Here is a 15,106-nt window from a genome sequence, read left to right as displayed (position 1 = left end):
GGAGGTCAGGCGACGCGATACCCGGGCCGGACGATCTTCATGCTCAACGCGCAGGTCAGGGCAAAGGGCACGCTCATGGCGATGACCATGCCGATCACGAACATGGGTATGGCGTCGGGAATGATCGAAATGAAACCCGGCAAGCCCCCCACGCCAATGGCCGAGGCCTTGATCTTGTTCAACGAGAGGAAAATGCAGCCCAGGGCCGAACCGGCCAAGGCGCAATAAAAGGGGAATTTGTAGCGCAGGTTGACCCCGAACATCGCCGGTTCCGTGATGCCGAAGTAAGCGGAAATCGCCGAGGTGGACGCCATGCTCTTGTCCCGGGCATTACGGGTCATGTAGAACACCGCCAGCGCCGCGCTACCCTGGGCCAGGTTGGACATGACGATCATCGGCCAGATAAAGGTCCCGCCCTGGGTCGAGATCAACTGAAGGTCCACCGCCAGGAACATGTGGTGCATGCCGGTGACTACCAGCGGCGCATAGAGCAGGCCGAAAATCACCCCGCCAATCACCGGCGCCAGGTCGAACAGCGCCACCATGCCTTCGGTGATCAGGATCCCGAGGTGCCGGGTAACCGGCCCGATGATGGCGAGGGCCAGCACCCCGGTGACCACAATGGTGGTGATGGGAATCACCAGCAGCTGGATGGCGTTGGGCACCCTGGCACGCAACCATTTCTCGATCACGCTCATGACATAGGCCGCCAGCAGGATCGGCAGGATCTGCCCCTGGTAGCCGACTTTTTCGATCCGGAACCAGCCGAAGATATCGAAATAGGGCAGGCTCTGGCCGTCCAGCCCCGCCACGGCCTTGCCGTAGTTCCAGGCGTTGAGCAGGTCCGGGTGGACCAACATCAGGCCCAGCACGATGCCGAGGATTTCACTGCCGCCAAAACGCTTGGCCGCCGACCAGCCCACCAGGGCCGGCAGAAAGACGAAGGAGGTGTTGGCCATCAGGTTGATCAGGCTCCAGACACCGTCCAGGTTCGGATACGCGTCGAGCAACGTCTGGCCGGCAATGAACATGCCCTTGGCCCCCAGCAGATTGTTGACGCCCATCAACAGGCCGGCGATCACCAAGGCGGGCAGGATCGGCATGAACACGTCGGAAAGCACCCGTACCAGGCGCTGCATGCCGTTGCCCTTCTGCGCGCCCTGGCGCTTGACATCGGCAATGGTCGCGGCGGCCAGCCCCGTCAGCTCCCGCAGGGCGGCGTAGACCTTTTCCACTTCGCCTGGGCCGATGACTACCTGGAACAGCCCGCCGGTAAAAAACGAGCCCTTGACCAGGTCGATCTGGTTCAGCGTTGCGCTGTTCACCCGGGCGGCGTCCTTGAGGGATAGGCGCAGGCGCGTCACGCAATGGGCTGCTTGCTCGATATTGTCGACGCCACCGAGGCTTTGCAGCAGCTCACTGGCGATTTTGGAGTAGTCGTGGCTCATGCTTTTTTTCTTCCGCGTCATTCTTGTTATTGAGAGTCGACAGCACGTGGAAGGGAAAGTACTCGTCTGTACGAGTTAAATCAACAACTCGTACAGACGAGTTTTGAAATTGTTTATGATGCCCCCCTGAAAAAAGGAAACGTCCTACGCTCCTCTCATCAAATAATGACAGCCGAATGGACAAATCCCCCACTTGGCCCTTAAGGTTCCGCCCCGGTGAACAGCGCGGTACAGAGCCCTCTCCATGAGTAAATACAACCGGATCTACAACGATCTGCTGACCAGCATTACCACTGAACGCCTGGAGCGTGGCGCCCGCTTGCCTTCGGAAACCGAACTGATGGACAGCTACCAGGCCAGTCGAGGCACCGTGCGCAAGGCCATCGAACAGCTTCAGGAACGTGGTTTTGCCCAGAAGATCCACGGCAAGGGCACCTTCGTGCTGTCGACCTCCCCCATCGAATTCCAGCTCGGCGGCATCGTCAGCTTCCAGGAGACGTACCCGCGCCTGGGCGACGACGTCAGCACCGATGTGGTCGAATTCAGCCAGATGCCCCTGGAAGGTGCCCTGCTCGAGCACATCAAGGCACCCGCCGGCAGCCAGGTGACGCGCATCAAGCGGGTACGACGAATCGACGGCAAACGGGTGATCCTGGACATCAACCATTTCGTCAGCGACGTGATCCCCGGCCTGACCCGCGACATCGCCGAGCGCTCGATCTACGCTTTCATCGAACAGACCCTGCAGCTGCAAATCGCCTATGCCCAGCGCACCATCGAAGCGGTTCGCTGCGGCAAGGACGACCAGCAACATCTGGACCTCGACGGCCAAAGCCACGTCATCGTGGTCAGCAACCAGACCTTTCTCCAGGACGGCCGACAGTTCGAGTACACCGAATCACGGCATACCCTGGATAAGTTTTATTTTTCGGATGTGGCGCGGCGCTGAAGTCGTGTGGAATCCCCGGTCAGCGACGCCACAAGCATGTCATCCAACCAAAGCTTCCAGCCCCTTGAAAGGCAAGCCCGGTAACCGCCGGCCTTCTTTCGCAACGTTGACCTGCAAAGCCACCTGGGCCACGTCCAACACGTTCTTGGCCAGCGAATAGCTACCCTTGGCCTGCAACCAGGCCAGGACGTCCGCCAAGTGCCAAATGGATGTACTCCCCTCGTGCACGGGCGCTGGGAAGCTGCCCGGATGAGCCAACATCAACTTGCGCATGTTTTGCCGAGATACACCGACAATCTCGGCTACGTCGGTCAGCCCGACTAAATCAGGCGCAACCTCGATCAGTCTGGCCGATGGCACTGCGCGGCGAACGTCACCCAACGCACTAAGTACGGCTTCAACCGCGTCAGGCGCATCGCGAGTGAACTCAAGCGCAAGCCGCCCCGGCTGCCCGATGCCTACCAAGGCATCATCGCAGCCCGCTTCACCCAGCCGCTCGACCAGTTCATCCGCAGCGCAGCCATCGTCAGCAAGCTGATATTTCAAGGTAAAGGTGAATTCCATTGTTCTATTCCTTAGCATCGTAATCCGCATCGCGCCGATTGCGATGCGTCGAGCAATTGTCCACGACGCGTCGCAACGCTCGCGCATGGTTGCCAGGACTCTTCGGCGTGCTCCATATCGATGTGATGCAGAACTCGCCACAACGGCACTCCATGTCGTTGTAGGGGCAATAAATCCTTCCCCAGGCGTGACCGCCGCCGACTTCTATGCGCCACCCGCGCCCTTCGGCATGCCTGAGCGCGTCTTCGATCTCTTTCTTCGGGTGCGTTGGACGAATCATCCGTGATCTCCAGTATTCGCATGACCCGCAGAGTTGTCAAATGACAACCCACTCTTCTTTCAAACAGCCGCACTCAGCAGCGTCTCAAAAAGGCAAAATTGATTGGCATGCGACAAGTCTCCGTGAACCATGCCGGTGAAATACCCATAGGGCTGCAGCCGATGATAAGCGCTTCCTGGCGCGCTCCAAGGCGGGTAATCGTAGCGAAAGATGACGGCACCACCCTCCCAGTACTGCCACGGTATGTAGGCGCGATTGGCAGTCGCGAAGCATAGGCAATGTATTTATGCACGGTTGGTTTAACGAAAGACCGCTTCCGTAAGCCCTTGCGACTCAAGCCACAACCTCGCAGCGACGCTCGTGTCCAGTGCTTGCGCAGGAACCTTGGCAATGGCCGGATAGCCGCGTGTTTCGCCGAGCCTGTCCGGGCCGTAATAGCCACCGCCTTGTGCCTGCGGTGACGTCGCGGCGAAGAGGGTCGGCAACGCCCCCTGCGCCGCCGGCTGGAACAGGAACCACATGTAACGACGAGCCATGCCCGGAACGCTCCGTGCGCCGGCGCCATTGGGCAACAGATCGGTGCGCGAAATGCCAGGATGAGCAGCGACGCTCTGGATGCCCCAGCCCCCAGCATCGCTGCGGCGTTGCAATTCAAGGGCGAACATCAGGCAAGCGAGTTTCGATTGGCTGTAAACCGGCATCGGCTTGTAGCTGCGCTGAGCTTGCAGATCATCGAAGTCGATCGTGCCGCTTCGGGCGGCGACGCTTGAAAGGCTGACCACCCGGGGCTTGTTGCCCTTGCGCAGCAGCGGCAGCAGTTGAGCAGTCAAGGCGAAGTGACCCAGGTAGTTCGTGCCGAACTGCAACTCGAATCCGTCGCAAGTCACCTCACGCTTCGGCGGCGCCATCACTGCCGCGTTGTTGATCAGCAAGTCCAGGCTGTCGCGCGAACTTCGCAGACGCTCGCCGAACGACTCGATGGACTCGAGGCTGGCGAGGTCCAGTGCCCCGAAAGTCACATTCGCGCCGGGAACCCTTTGGCGAATCTGATCGACTGCTGCGGCGCCTTTCGACGGATTTCGACCGGCGATGATGACATTCGCACCGGCACGGGCCAGCGCCAGCGCGTCTTGCAAGCCAAGGCCGCCAGTACCGGTGACGACCGCCGTACGGCCGCGTTGGGAAGGGATGTCGGAAACTGTCCAGTGGGTCATGATCCTTGCCTGCCGAGAAGTCGGAACATACACTAGGTGCATATAAATATGCACTTAGTGCTAACTTTGCTGCACTCAGTGCAGAAATGCAATAGGCCATCGGAATGTCAGAATCCTTTCCCCCCGCAGATGCAGCACCCACAGAAGGCTTGCGGGAAAGCAAGCGCCGCGAAACACGCCAGCGCATCGCCGAGGCCGGCCAGCGCTTGTTCCTCGCCAACGGTTACGAAGGCACAACGCTGGACACCATCGCTGCAGCGGCTGGTATCTCGCGCCGCACGTTTTTCTCGTACTTCAAATCGAAGGACGACATCATCTTGTTCTGGCAGGACGCCGATTCGGCCAGGCTGATTGCCGATCTGCTGAAGACATCGCCCGACGTACCGCCACTCGATGCTGTTCGCGATGTGATGGTCAAGCACATCGCGCGCTATACGACCGAGCAGATGACAGCCGTGGACAATCTCATGCGTTCGAGCGAATCGCTGCTTGCGCGCAAGCAGGCGTACTACGCGCAACAGGAACAAGCGCTGTTCAACGCGCTGTGTGAGGTCTGGCGGCAGCCTGAGCGGCGGTTGGCCCTTCGGATGGTGGCTGTGGTGTCCGTCGGTGCGATGAGACTCGCGCTTCAGGCGTGGCGGGATCAGACCGGCCAGCGAAAGCCGGTGGCCAAGTTCCTGCAGGACGCCTTTGACAGTTTGAAAACAGAGCTTTGACTGTAGCGACGGGGGCGTTTGCGGGTGGACATTGATACCGGACGCGGCAGATCTGCCACGTCCGGTTCGGGAAAAGCCTCGGCGTACGCCGGGTCATGCTGCGAGGTCACGGGGCCAGTGTTCAGCCGGTCGCGGCTGTTGGCTAAACTGTCGGAACGGTGCCGCCGTCGATCCGATACTCGGCCCCTGCGATCGAAGCAGACCGTGGGGACGCCAGGAAAGCGATCAAATCGGCCACCTCTTGTGGTGTGGCCGGTCGGCCCACTGGAATTCCTCCCAGCCAATCCATGACGATTTTCTTGCCGCCCTCGTAATCCGTTCCGGCGTCCGCCGCCATCCGCTGCGCAAACGCTACGGAAGCCTCGGTCTCAATCCAGCCCGGCGCAACGCTCAACACGCGAACGCCCTTCGGCGTCACCTCTCTCGCCAAAGACTTGCTATAGGTCGTGAGGGCCCCCTTGGCTGCGGCGTAGGCGGTGGTGGACTCGGGCAAAGGCAGCACGCGCTGGATGGAGCTGACGTGGATGATGACGCCGGAGCCCTGAGCCAGCATCGCTGGCAGCAACGCACGATCCAGGCGTACGGCAGGCATCAAGTTCAGGTTCAGCTCGGCGAACCAGTGCTCATCACTGATCGCGGCGAAACCGCCACCGGGAGTGTGCGAACCGCCGAGCACGTTGATCAGGATATCGACGCCGCCCCAGTCCTGCAGGACGGTCTGAGCAAGGTGATTCGCACCTTCCGCCGTCGACAGATCGGCAGCCACGTAGTTGACGCCCGCCACCGGCTCCGCTGGCAGGGTGCGCGCGGATGTCGCCACCCGAGCGCCGGCCTCCACAAGGGTTTTCACGACGGCAGCGCCAAGGCCCAGCGTGCCGCCGGTGACCAATGTCCGCAGGCCATTCAGATGAAGGTCGAAGCTCATGCCGTGATCTCCAGCGATGCGATCAGGCCGCGTTCAAGGCGAAAGCGGTAGGACAGAACGATCGGGCTGCCCGGGAAGTTGCCGGTGACGTTGGCGCGGACAACTTGAAAGCCGTCCTCTCCCTCAATGGCGAACGGCACGCTCGTCGCGCTGTACTTGGCCGATGCCTCGGCCATAAAGGCCTTGATGGCGTCGACGCCCGTGTAGGTACGGCCGTCGTCCTTCATGACGGCTTGCGCGGTGAAGCAGCGCGCCAAGGCGTCGGGGTTGTGTTCGGCCGCGAAGTACGCGGCAATAGGCTCAGGAAGGGTCAAGGTATTCAAGTTTTGGCTCCATGGGGTCAGCGAAGGCCTCAGGATGCGCGTCTACCTGAATTCAGTGAATACACTAGAATCTTTATAGGTTGCTTAGGAAATGATACAGAATGCGTGGATCCGACTTCGCTGAACTGAAGGCTTTCGTAGCCGTCGTGGAGCGCCAAAGCTTTGCCCGAGCTGCAGAGCATTTGGGCCTATCGCCGTCGGCACTCAGCCAGACCATCCGGCAGCTCGAAGGCCGCATCGGCGCTCGCCTTCTGAATCGCACAACTCGAAGCGTCGCGCCATCGGCCAGTGGCGAACTGCTCTACAGACGCATAGCGCCATTGTTTCGGGAGATGGCTGCTGCAGTCGCCCAAGCCAGTGAGGCGACAGGACAGATGAGCGGCACGCTTCGCATCAACACGCTGGGGATCGCAGCGCGGACCATCATCGCGCCCCGGCTTTCACGCTTCCATCAAGCACACCCTGACGTGGTTCTCGACATCGTGGTCGACGACGCGCTCGCCGATATCGTCTCTGGCCGCTTTGATGCGGGCATCCGCGTGGGTGGCCAGCTCGAGAAAGACATGGTTGCCGTGCGCCTCACGCCGGACCTGAACATGGTCGCCGTGGCCTCCCCGGACTATATCGCGCGCAGAGGAACCCCCAAGTCACCTGCCGATTTGCATGACCATACATGCATCAACTGGCGGCTCCAGATGGACGGCAGGCAATATCGTTGGGAGTTCGAGAAACGAGGGCAGCGACTCGAAGTGGCGGTGGACGGCCCCGTCGTCACCAATCATGCCGACATCGGCATTGCTGCTGCGCTGAACGGGCTCGGCATTGCCTATCACTTCGAGCGAGATGGCGTGGGCGAGCTCTTGACCCAGGGACGGCTGGTCCAGGTCCTGCCGGACTGGTCGATTTCACGCCCGGGGCTGTTCCTCTACTATCCGAGCCGCCAGCATCGACCCGCCCTCCTCGGGGCGTTCATCGACTGTCTCTTGGATCGAAAACCGTTCGATCAGCTCTAGGGCAGCGTCTTGGACTTTGACTTGAAGTTACGCAGTGCGGTGTCGGTAAGCATCGAGGTTTTTCCTCCGGTTCATGACGGCTTTTACCGCCAGCACCCTGTCAGCTTGCCGGATTGCATGCCATGACGATCCACGCCGCGCCGTCGATCATCACCGACCGCTCGCCGGAGAGGCCCGCGAAGGCGGCACGAACCGCGGCCCAGGCGCGGGCGCGGATGTCGTCGGGCTGATCAGCGAGTACAAGCGACAATGGGCCGCCCTCGAACGCCATCTTCACCGCGTCGTCGATAGCCGCGTCCCGCGTCCCGCCCTCGCCGAACGGGATGGAAGCATCGAAGGGCGCGATAGTGATACCGGTGAAGCCGGCCGCCGTCAGGATGCGTGTCACCCGCCCCCGGTCGCCGAACGAGAATGGGCCGGGCGCTTCGGGATCGGTCGGTGCGGTCAGTGGGACGATGCCCTTGATCGCGCCCATCGGCAGGCGAACCCAATCGTTCTCGGCCACGCCGCGCCAGCAGACGAAAGCGACCCGCCCGCCCGGCCGGAGCGCGCGTCGCATATGGGCGAACGCCCCTGTCGGATCGTCGAAGAACATCACTCCGAAACGCGAGAACAAGATGTCGAACGCGCCCTCGGGCAGCTCGGCGCGGCTGGCGTCGGCTACCCGGAACTGGGCCGACGTATCCTGGGGCGCCCGTGCGCGCGCTCGGCCGATCAGCGGTTCGGATATGTCCACGCCAAGTACATGGCCGCCCGCGCCGACGCGGGCGGCCAGAGCCAGGCTCGACGCGCCCGCACCGCAGCCGACGTCCAGCACGCGTTCCCCCGTGGCGGGCGCGGCGGCTTCGATCGCGGCCTGGCCGAACACCGCAAACATGGCGTCGAGCCGGGCCTGGTTGGCGGCCCAGTACTCTCCGCTTTGGCCATTCCAGTCGGCGACCTGAGAGGCTTTTTGCTCTGTCATGACATCTCCTCGTTTTGATTCGTTCTTAACCAGCTACCCTTTGATCGAGGCAAGGAAAGGACGCTACTTGGCCCATGCCGCGATCCGTTCCGCGATCGCCTCAGGGGCCTCGATGTGCAGGAAGTGACCGACGCCGGGGACGATCTCCATCGCGTGCGGGGCGGCGAACCGATGTCGGTCGTCGACCTGCGCGGGGAGGATGCAGCCGTCGTTGGCACCGTGAAGCTGCAACAGGGGCACCGTGATCGGCTGAGACATGCGGCGCGTCGCCCCAATCATGCCGGGGCGCAGCATCGCCCGGTAATATTTTAGGGGCGCGGGCATGCTCTTGCGCAGATGATCGTGTAGCTCTGCCTTGAGAGCGGGATCGAGCGAGAAGCCGGGCGACCACTGACGCCAGAGGCGGTCGATGAAGGCGAGATCGCGGGCGGTGGCGATCCAGCCGCTTCCAGGCAGTTGAAAGAGCCCCATGTACGAGCTCCGACGCAGTTGAGCGGGGCGCGTCAGCCGGCTCATGAACGTGAGTGGGTGAGGGATTGCGAGCGCGACCGCGCGTTCGATCCGCTCCGGCGCGGTGACGCAGGCGTCATAGGTGATCAGGGCGCCCCAGTCGTGGCCAATCAACTCCACGGCTCGCCCCGGAGACCAGCGGTCGATCAGCGCGAGCACGTCGCTGGTGAGGGCTGCGAAGTCGAACGGGCCCGCAGTCGGGGACGGTGAGTAACCGCGAAGCCAGGGTGCGATGACGTGACGGCCACGGCGGCCGAGCTCAGCAAGGAAGGGCTTCGCGGTCGGCGGATGATCCGGGAAACCGTGCAAGACGATCGTCGGTTGACCATCGGGATCCCCCCCCTTCAGCGCATGAAAGGTGCCGTGTGGCAGGTCGAAAGTGACGTGTTCGAACTCCATGTGTGTCAGCCTTTTTTCAAGAGTGGTCGGGCGAGAATGCTGATGCTGGCTTCGGTTTTTCTGGTCTTGGACATGTGCGCCTCCATGCTCATCTCCAATCTGTGCTCTCAAGCCGGCACCGACTGCTGGGCGAAGGTACCCGCCATCGCGCCTTGCCATATTTCTGGAGTCAGGCCGTGCAAAAGCCGGGGACGGCAACCTTCTGGAACAAGTGCGGGGTGGCTACGACGGATGACGGATAGGCCGAAACCTTCGCGACGAATTCGGGACGAGCGAAGGCATCGCGGAGCGTCTCGGTGGACTCCCACACCACATAGTTCAGGAACGTCGGGCTATCACCGATCGCTCGGTGCAGTTGGGTGGAGATGAAGCCCGGCTGCTGCTTCAGGGTTTCGCCTGCCGCCTTGAAGGCGTCCAGGAAGCCCGCTTCGTCGGCGGAACCGACCGTGAATATGTTGATAAGTACGATTGGCGCGGCCGAGATGCCGAGTTGGCGCTCAAGCGGGAATTTATCGTCTAGCGGCTTGAATTTCTTCAGGACTTCCATGGTGGCACTCGCGTCTATTGTGAAGTTGGAATTGGCGTGATCGATGCTGCTTGATCTCAAACCAGCATCGACTGCTGGGCGAAGATGCCCGCCGTCGCGCCTTGCCATGATGCCGTGGTGACCGAGGGCATTGCGGGGTTGGCGAGGTCGCCGGCGGCGTAGATGCCGGGCACGCTGGTTTCGCGGCGCTCGTCGACCTTGAGGACGATGCCCTGGGGCGTATCGACCGTGGCGAGACCCAGCGATTCATGCAGGCGTGCGGACGGCTTGTTGCGCGGATGCGCGAACAGGATGTCGACCGCGACAGAGGGGCCGGCGTCGAGCCTGACGGTGGCGTTATGACTCTCGTCATGGTCGATTTCGGTGACCCGACCATCGACGACAGGGATGCCACGGCGCGCCAGATCGGCTCGGATGTCGGGTGGAATGTCGTGACCATTGGCGAAGACCGTCAATGTGTCGGTCCAGTCGTGGTACAGCCTGACGTAGTTGTGCGACATTGGGCCGGACCAGACAAGCCCCCAATGCCGGCCGGCAACTTCAAAGCCGTCGCAATAGGGGCAAGGCACGATGGAGGTGCCCCAGCCTTCGGCAAAGCCAGGCAGTTCAGGCATCTGGTCGGCGACGCCATAGCTCAGGATCAGGCGGCGCGCCTTGAGGGTTTCGCCCTCGCCCGTGAGGACGGAGAAATCGTCAATGGCGCCGGAGACGCTCTCGGCGCGGGCAGTGACCAGTTGGATCGTGGGATAGCGCGCCAGCTGCTCTCGCGCCTCGGCCAGGATCTCCAGCGGTGGCTTGTGGTCGTGGCCGAGCAGGCCATGGGAGTGGTCGGCGAAGCGATTGCGCGGCAGGCCGGTATCGAGAACGGTGACCTTGCGGCGGGCACGGCCAAGCTGCAGGGCGGCGGCAAGACCGGCAAAACTGCCGCCGATGATGATGACGTCATTCATGGTGATGGGCTCCGCGCTGTGATGAAGGGAGATCGCTTGCACAATTAAGAAACTAGGAAGTACCATAATTCACGAATTTAGATACTGTCAAGTACTGGAATGTTATGAGCGAAAACAGTCAGGGCCGACGCGGCCGCCCCGTCAACGATGCGCTAGGCCAGACGATCATCGACGCCGCGGGCGAACTTTTTGTGGAATTGGGTTTTCAAGCGACGACAATGGACAAGGTCGCCCAGCGGGCGAAGATATCCAAGCTCAGCATCTATCGGCACTTCGAGAACAAGGAGGCGCTGTTCAGTGCGGCCATTGCGGCCCACTGCCAACAGTTTGCACCGCAGGCCCTTATTGAAGGCGTCGGCGGTTCGGCGGCAGATCAGCTCATGGCGGTGGGAACATCCCTGCTTCGCACGTTGCTGAGCCCGGATGTGCGCAGTGTCGAAGCCATGATCATGGCCGACAAGACGAATCAAAAATCGTTAAGCAAGCGCCATTACGAAGCCGGCCCCGCCTATGTCATTGCCCAGATCGAGGCCCTGTTGCGTCAGTTGCACGTGAAGGCGGTTCTGAACGTGCCCGATCCTCTCCAGTCCGCCCGCTTGTTTGCCGCGCTTTTCAAGGGATCCGATCTCCTGATGATCGCGCGCTTCGATGAGGCCAGAGCAGAGGACGACATCGAAATCGAATCCTATTGCCGGGCGGCCGTCGCCATGTTCATCGCCGCGCACGAAAAATAACGCCATGCCCGAAAAAGTACTCATGCGTCACGAGAGAACCCAACGAAACCTGGCTGATCAAGAGATTTGATCCCTGGCCCTTCCCTGCCAAGACGACAAGGTATCGAGCACCCAGCAGGGCATTTCCCCAAAAAGCCAAAAGCCCGCAATTACGCGGGCTTCAGGGCATTTCCTGCTAATGGGTGCCGGACAATGCCGGACGCCCCATCATTCCCACTCAATCGTCGCCGGCGGCTTGCTCGACACGTCATACGTGACGCGGGAGATGCCTTCGATTTCGTTGATGATGCGCCCGGAAACGGTTTCCAGCAGCTCGTACGGCAGGTGTGCCCAGCGAGCGGTCATGAAGTCGATGGTTTCCACGGCACGCAGGGCCACGACCCAGGCGTAACGACGGCCATCGCCGACCACGCCCACCGATTTCACCGGTTGGAACACCACGAACGCCTGGCTGACCTTGTGGTACCAGTCGGCCTTGCGCAGTTCTTCGATGAAGATGTGGTCGGCGCGACGCAGCAGGTCGGCGTATTCCTTCTTCACTTCACCGAGGATCCGCACGCCCAGGCCCGGGCCCGGGAAGGGGTGGCGGTAGACCATGTCGTACGGCAGGCCCAGCTCCAGGCCGAGGCGACGCACTTCGTCCTTGAACAGTTCGCGCAGCGGCTCGACCAGCTTGAGGTTCATTTCCTCTGGCAGGCCGCCGACGTTGTGGTGGGACTTGATCACGTGGGCCTTGCCGCTCTTGGCGCCGGCCGACTCGATCACGTCAGGGTAGATGGTGCCCTGGGCCAGGTACTTGATGTTGTCCAGCTTGCAGGATTCGGCATCGAACACGTCGATGAAGGTGCGGCCGATGATCTTGCGTTTCTTCTCCGGGTCAGACTCGCCGGCCAGGTTGTTCAGGAACTGCTCTTCGGCGTTGGCGCGGATCACCTTGACGCCCATGTTCTCGGCGAACATGGCCATCACTTGTTCACCTTCGTGCAGGCGCAGCAGGCCGTTGTCGACGAAGACGCAGGTCAGTTGGTCGCCAATGGCCTTGTGCAGCAATGCGGCAACCACCGAGGAGTCGACGCCGCCGGACAGGCCCAGCAGCACGTTGTCGGTGCCGACCTGGGCGCGGACCTGGGCGATGGCGTCTTCAGCGATTTTCGACGGGGTCCACAGGGCTTCGCACCCGCAGATGTCGAGGATGAAGCGCGACAGGATGCGGCCGCCCTGCTTGGTGTGGGTCACTTCAGGGTGGAACTGCACACCGTAGTAACGGCGATCATCGTTGAACATGCCGGCAATCGGGCAGCTGGGGGTGCTGGCCAGGATGTGGAAGTCTTCCGGCATCTTGGTGACCTTGTCACCGTGGCTCATCCACACGTCCAGGCCGAACAGGCCGTCGGCGTCGATGTGGTCTTCGATGCCGTCCAGCAGGCGGCTCTTGCCGACCACGTCGACGCGGGCATAACCGAACTCACGCAGGTCCGAACCTTCGACCTTGCCGCCCAGCTGTTCAGCCATGGTCTGCATGCCGTAGCAGATACCGAAGACCGGCACGCCCAGGTCGAACACGGCTTGCGGGCAGCGCGGGCTGTCGGCTTCGTGCACGGACTCGGGGCCGCCGGCGAGGATGACGCCTTTCGGAGCGAATTCGCGAATCGCTTCGTCATCCATGTCGAACGGATGCAGTTCGCAGTACACGCCGATTTCACGCACGCGGCGGGCGATCAGCTGGGTGTACTGGGAACCGAAGTCGAGGATCAGGATGCGGTGAGCGTGAATGTCGAGGGCCATGACTCATTCTCATGTAGTGAATCAGAAACAACTCGGGGCTGAATGAACAGCCCCGGTGATTAACGTTTTGCTGGAAGCCTTAACCTACGCGGTAGTTCGGCGCTTCCTTGGTGATCTGCACGTCGTGGACATGGGACTCGGCCATACCGGCGCCGGTGATGCGCACGAATTCCGGCTTGGTGCGCATCTCTTCGATGTCGGCGCTGCCGGTGTAGCCCATGGAGGAACGCAGGCCGCCCATCAATTGATGGATGATGGCGCTCAGGGTGCCTTTGTACGGCACGCGACCTTCGATGCCTTCCGGCACCAGCTTCTCGGCACCCGCGGAGGAGTCCTGGAAGTAACGGTCGGAAGAGCCCTGGGCCTGGGACATGGCGCCCAGCGAACCCATGCCGCGATAAGCCTTGTAGCTACGGCCCTGGAACAGCTCGATCTCGCCCGGCGCTTCTTCGGTACCGGCGAACATCGACCCCATCATCACGCAGTAGGCACCGGCGACGATGGCCTTGGACAGGTCACCGGAGAAGCGGATACCGCCGTCGGCGATCAACGGCACGCCAGTGCCTTCAAGGGCGGCGGCGACGTTGGCGATGGCGCTGATCTGCGGCACGCCGACACCGGCGACGATACGGGTGGTGCAGATCGAGCCAGGGCCGATACCGACCTTGACCGCGTCGGCGCCAGCTTCGGCCAGGGCCTTGGCAGCTTCGCCGGTGGCGATGTTGCCGCCGATCACCTGCACGTCAGGGAAGTTCTGCTTGACCCAGCGAACGCGGTCGATCACGCCTTTGGAGTGACCGTGGGCGGTGTCGACCACCACCACGTCAACGCCGGCATTGACCAGGGCGGCGACGCGGTCGCCAGTGTCCTTGCCGGTGCCGACCGCAGCGCCGACACGCAGACGACCCTGGTCGTCCTTGCTCGCCAGCGGGTAGGCCTTGGCTTTTTCGATGTCGTTGACGGTCATCATGCCCTTGAGGGCGAATTTGTCGTCGACGATCAGCACACGCTCGATACGGTGCTTGTGCAGCAACTCGCGGACTTCGTCCTTGTTGGTGCCTTCCTTGACCGTGACCAGGCGCTCTTTGGGCGTCATCACTTGGCGGACGGAAGCATCGAGACGGTTCTCGAAACGCACGTCGCGGGAAGTGACGATGCCGACCAGGTCGCCATCGTGCAGTACCGGAACGCCGGAGATGTTGTGCATGCGGGTCAGTTCGAACAGATCCCGGACCGTGGCGTCAGCCTCGATGGTGATCGGATCCTTGACCACGCCAGCCTCGAACCGCTTGACCTTGCGCACTTCGGCGGCCTGCTGTTCGATGGTCATGTTCTTGTGGATGATACCGATACCGCCTTCCTGGGCCATGGCAATGGCCAGACGGGCTTCGGTCACGGTGTCCATGGCGGCGGAAACCAGGGGGATATTCAGTTCGATGCCACGGGTGAGACGGGTTTTGAGACTGACTTCGTTAGGCAGTACTTCGGAATAACCGGGCACTAGGAGAATGTCGTCGAAGGTCAGAGCTTCTTGGCTGATACGCAGCATCGCGGGGGCTCCCGAGCGGGAAAATGGAAGCGCGCCATTATACTCATGGACCCCGTCTGGCTCAATGTAAAACTCTGTCTATTATTGGCGGGCTGATTGACGGGCTAAATCATTGCCTGATTGGCAACACATGTTCCCTGTGGGAGCGAGCTTGCTCGCGATAGCGGCGTATCAGTCAACATCGTACCAACTGACCAGACGCCATCGCGAGCAAGCTCGCTCCCACATTGGCTCAT

16 protein-coding genes are annotated in these 15,106 nt (G+C 61.7%); 4 read left to right on the top strand and 12 right to left on the bottom strand.

Annotation, left to right across the window (positions count from 1 at the left end):
- Positions 1–5 precede the first annotated feature (5 nt).
- The gene (gene treP, locus AB7M32_RS09555; RefSeq protein ID WP_454249756.1) at positions 6–1,448 is read right to left on the bottom strand and encodes a PTS system trehalose-specific EIIBC component; all 1,443 of its coding nucleotides are present in this window, start codon (positions 1,446–1,448) and stop codon (positions 6–8) included.
- Between the two features lie 244 nt (positions 1,449–1,692).
- Here treP and treR point away from each other — a divergent pair, with 244 nt between their 5' ends.
- Positions 1,693–2,397: a trehalose operon repressor gene (gene treR / locus AB7M32_RS09550; RefSeq protein ID WP_158455845.1), complete on the top strand. Its 705-nt coding sequence runs from the start codon at positions 1,693–1,695 to the stop codon at positions 2,395–2,397.
- 39 nt (positions 2,398–2,436) lie between these two features.
- Here treR and AB7M32_RS09545 read toward each other — a convergent pair whose 3' ends face one another.
- The 3 genes from AB7M32_RS09545 to AB7M32_RS09535 all read right to left on the bottom strand — a co-directional run bounded on the left by AB7M32_RS09545 (position 2,437) and on the right by AB7M32_RS09535 (position 4,455).
- Positions 2,437–2,961, bottom strand: a complete 525-nt coding sequence (locus AB7M32_RS09545) for a helix-turn-helix transcriptional regulator (RefSeq protein WP_454249755.1) — start codon at positions 2,959–2,961, stop codon at positions 2,437–2,439.
- Positions 2,962–2,965: 4 nt separating this feature from the next.
- Positions 2,966–3,241 carry a hypothetical protein gene (locus tag AB7M32_RS09540; protein WP_454249754.1) on the bottom strand — a complete coding sequence of 92 codons (276 nt, stop codon included), beginning with the start codon at positions 3,239–3,241 and terminating at the stop codon, positions 2,966–2,968.
- A gap of 299 nt (positions 3,242–3,540) precedes the next feature.
- On the bottom strand, positions 3,541–4,455 hold the full coding sequence (locus AB7M32_RS09535; RefSeq protein ID WP_454249753.1) for an SDR family oxidoreductase: 915 nt from the start codon (positions 4,453–4,455) through the stop codon (positions 3,541–3,543).
- Positions 4,456–4,559: 104 nt separating this feature from the next.
- On the opposite strand from AB7M32_RS09535, the gene AB7M32_RS09530 reads away from it, so the two are divergent.
- Positions 4,560–5,171 carry a TetR/AcrR family transcriptional regulator gene (locus AB7M32_RS09530; RefSeq protein ID WP_454249752.1) on the top strand — a complete coding sequence of 204 codons (612 nt, stop codon included), beginning with the start codon at positions 4,560–4,562 and terminating at the stop codon, positions 5,169–5,171.
- A 142-nt stretch (positions 5,172–5,313) separates the two neighbouring features.
- On the opposite strand, the gene AB7M32_RS09525 is transcribed toward AB7M32_RS09530, so the two are convergent.
- Positions 5,314–6,096 carry an SDR family oxidoreductase gene (locus tag AB7M32_RS09525; protein ID WP_454249751.1) on the bottom strand — a complete coding sequence of 261 codons (783 nt, stop codon included), beginning with the start codon at positions 6,094–6,096 and terminating at the stop codon, positions 5,314–5,316.
- Positions 6,093–6,419, bottom strand: a complete 327-nt coding sequence (locus AB7M32_RS09520) for a nuclear transport factor 2 family protein (protein ID WP_072408120.1) — start codon at positions 6,417–6,419, stop codon at positions 6,093–6,095. Before AB7M32_RS09520 ends, AB7M32_RS09525 begins: the two co-directional genes overlap by 4 nt.
- A gap of 101 nt (positions 6,420–6,520) precedes the next feature.
- Here AB7M32_RS09520 and AB7M32_RS09515 point away from each other — a divergent pair, with 101 nt between their 5' ends.
- Positions 6,521–7,432 (top strand): LysR family transcriptional regulator, encoded by a 912-nt coding sequence (locus AB7M32_RS09515; RefSeq protein ID WP_454249750.1) that lies wholly within the window; start codon positions 6,521–6,523, stop codon positions 7,430–7,432.
- A 100-nt stretch (positions 7,433–7,532) separates the two neighbouring features.
- Here AB7M32_RS09515 and AB7M32_RS09510 read toward each other — a convergent pair whose 3' ends face one another.
- The 4 genes from AB7M32_RS09510 to AB7M32_RS09495 all read right to left on the bottom strand — a co-directional run bounded on the left by AB7M32_RS09510 (position 7,533) and on the right by AB7M32_RS09495 (position 10,802).
- Entirely contained in the window at positions 7,533–8,396 is an 864-nt protein-coding gene (locus AB7M32_RS09510; protein ID WP_454249749.1) for a class I SAM-dependent methyltransferase, read from the bottom strand.
- Between the two features lie 63 nt (positions 8,397–8,459).
- The gene (locus tag AB7M32_RS09505; protein ID WP_072408114.1) at positions 8,460–9,305 is read right to left on the bottom strand and encodes an alpha/beta fold hydrolase; all 846 of its coding nucleotides are present in this window, start codon (positions 9,303–9,305) and stop codon (positions 8,460–8,462) included.
- Between the two features lie 169 nt (positions 9,306–9,474).
- A complete protein-coding gene (locus AB7M32_RS09500) occupies positions 9,475–9,852 on the bottom strand; it encodes an antibiotic biosynthesis monooxygenase family protein (protein ID WP_072408112.1) in 378 nt (125 codons plus the stop codon).
- Positions 9,853–9,908: 56 nt separating this feature from the next.
- On the bottom strand, positions 9,909–10,802 hold the full coding sequence (locus AB7M32_RS09495) for an NAD(P)/FAD-dependent oxidoreductase (protein ID WP_454249748.1): 894 nt from the start codon (positions 10,800–10,802) through the stop codon (positions 9,909–9,911).
- Positions 10,803–10,906: 104 nt separating this feature from the next.
- Here AB7M32_RS09495 and AB7M32_RS09490 point away from each other — a divergent pair, with 104 nt between their 5' ends.
- Positions 10,907–11,536 carry a TetR/AcrR family transcriptional regulator gene (locus tag AB7M32_RS09490; RefSeq protein WP_454249747.1) on the top strand — a complete coding sequence of 210 codons (630 nt, stop codon included), beginning with the start codon at positions 10,907–10,909 and terminating at the stop codon, positions 11,534–11,536.
- Between the two features lie 207 nt (positions 11,537–11,743).
- On the opposite strand, the gene guaA is transcribed toward AB7M32_RS09490, so the two are convergent.
- On the bottom strand, positions 11,744–13,321 hold the full coding sequence (gene guaA, locus AB7M32_RS09485) for a glutamine-hydrolyzing GMP synthase (RefSeq protein WP_072408106.1): 1,578 nt from the start codon (positions 13,319–13,321) through the stop codon (positions 11,744–11,746).
- A 79-nt stretch (positions 13,322–13,400) separates the two neighbouring features.
- Positions 13,401–14,870 (bottom strand): IMP dehydrogenase, encoded by a 1,470-nt coding sequence (gene guaB, locus AB7M32_RS09480; RefSeq protein ID WP_060739079.1) that lies wholly within the window; start codon positions 14,868–14,870, stop codon positions 13,401–13,403.
- Positions 14,871–15,106 lie beyond the last annotated feature (236 nt).

It is taken from the genome of Pseudomonas sp. R151218B TE3479 (assembly GCF_053629195.1).
The sequence above is the reverse complement of the archived record's forward strand: the minus strand, read 5'-3'. Positions and strand labels throughout refer to the sequence as shown.

Excerpts from the sequence above, each read along its gene's own strand:
- treP (WP_454249756.1), bottom strand. The coding sequence starts at position 1,448 with ATGAGCCACGACTACTCCAAAATCGCCAGTGAGCTGCTGCAAAGCCTC.
- treR (WP_158455845.1), top strand. The coding sequence starts at position 1,693 with ATGAGTAAATACAACCGGATCTACAACGATCTGCTGACCAGCATTACC.
- AB7M32_RS09545 (WP_454249755.1), bottom strand. The coding sequence starts at position 2,961 with ATGGAATTCACCTTTACCTTGAAATATCAGCTTGCTGACGATGGCTGC.
- AB7M32_RS09540 (WP_454249754.1), bottom strand. The coding sequence starts at position 3,241 with ATGATTCGTCCAACGCACCCGAAGAAAGAGATCGAAGACGCGCTCAGG.
- AB7M32_RS09535 (WP_454249753.1), bottom strand. The coding sequence starts at position 4,455 with ATGACCCACTGGACAGTTTCCGACATCCCTTCCCAACGCGGCCGTACG.
- AB7M32_RS09530 (WP_454249752.1), top strand. The coding sequence starts at position 4,560 with ATGTCAGAATCCTTTCCCCCCGCAGATGCAGCACCCACAGAAGGCTTG.
- AB7M32_RS09525 (WP_454249751.1), bottom strand. The coding sequence starts at position 6,096 with ATGAGCTTCGACCTTCATCTGAATGGCCTGCGGACATTGGTCACCGGC.
- AB7M32_RS09515 (WP_454249750.1), top strand. The coding sequence starts at position 6,521 with ATGCGTGGATCCGACTTCGCTGAACTGAAGGCTTTCGTAGCCGTCGTG.
- AB7M32_RS09510 (WP_454249749.1), bottom strand. The coding sequence starts at position 8,396 with ATGACAGAGCAAAAAGCCTCTCAGGTCGCCGACTGGAATGGCCAAAGC.
- AB7M32_RS09505 (WP_072408114.1), bottom strand. The coding sequence starts at position 9,305 with ATGGAGTTCGAACACGTCACTTTCGACCTGCCACACGGCACCTTTCAT.
- AB7M32_RS09500 (WP_072408112.1), bottom strand. The coding sequence starts at position 9,852 with ATGGAAGTCCTGAAGAAATTCAAGCCGCTAGACGATAAATTCCCGCTT.
- AB7M32_RS09495 (WP_454249748.1), bottom strand. The coding sequence starts at position 10,802 with ATGAATGACGTCATCATCATCGGCGGCAGTTTTGCCGGTCTTGCCGCC.
- AB7M32_RS09490 (WP_454249747.1), top strand. The coding sequence starts at position 10,907 with ATGAGCGAAAACAGTCAGGGCCGACGCGGCCGCCCCGTCAACGATGCG.
- guaA (WP_072408106.1), bottom strand. The coding sequence starts at position 13,321 with ATGGCCCTCGACATTCACGCTCACCGCATCCTGATCCTCGACTTCGGT.
- guaB (WP_060739079.1), bottom strand. The coding sequence starts at position 14,870 with ATGCTGCGTATCAGCCAAGAAGCTCTGACCTTCGACGACATTCTCCTA.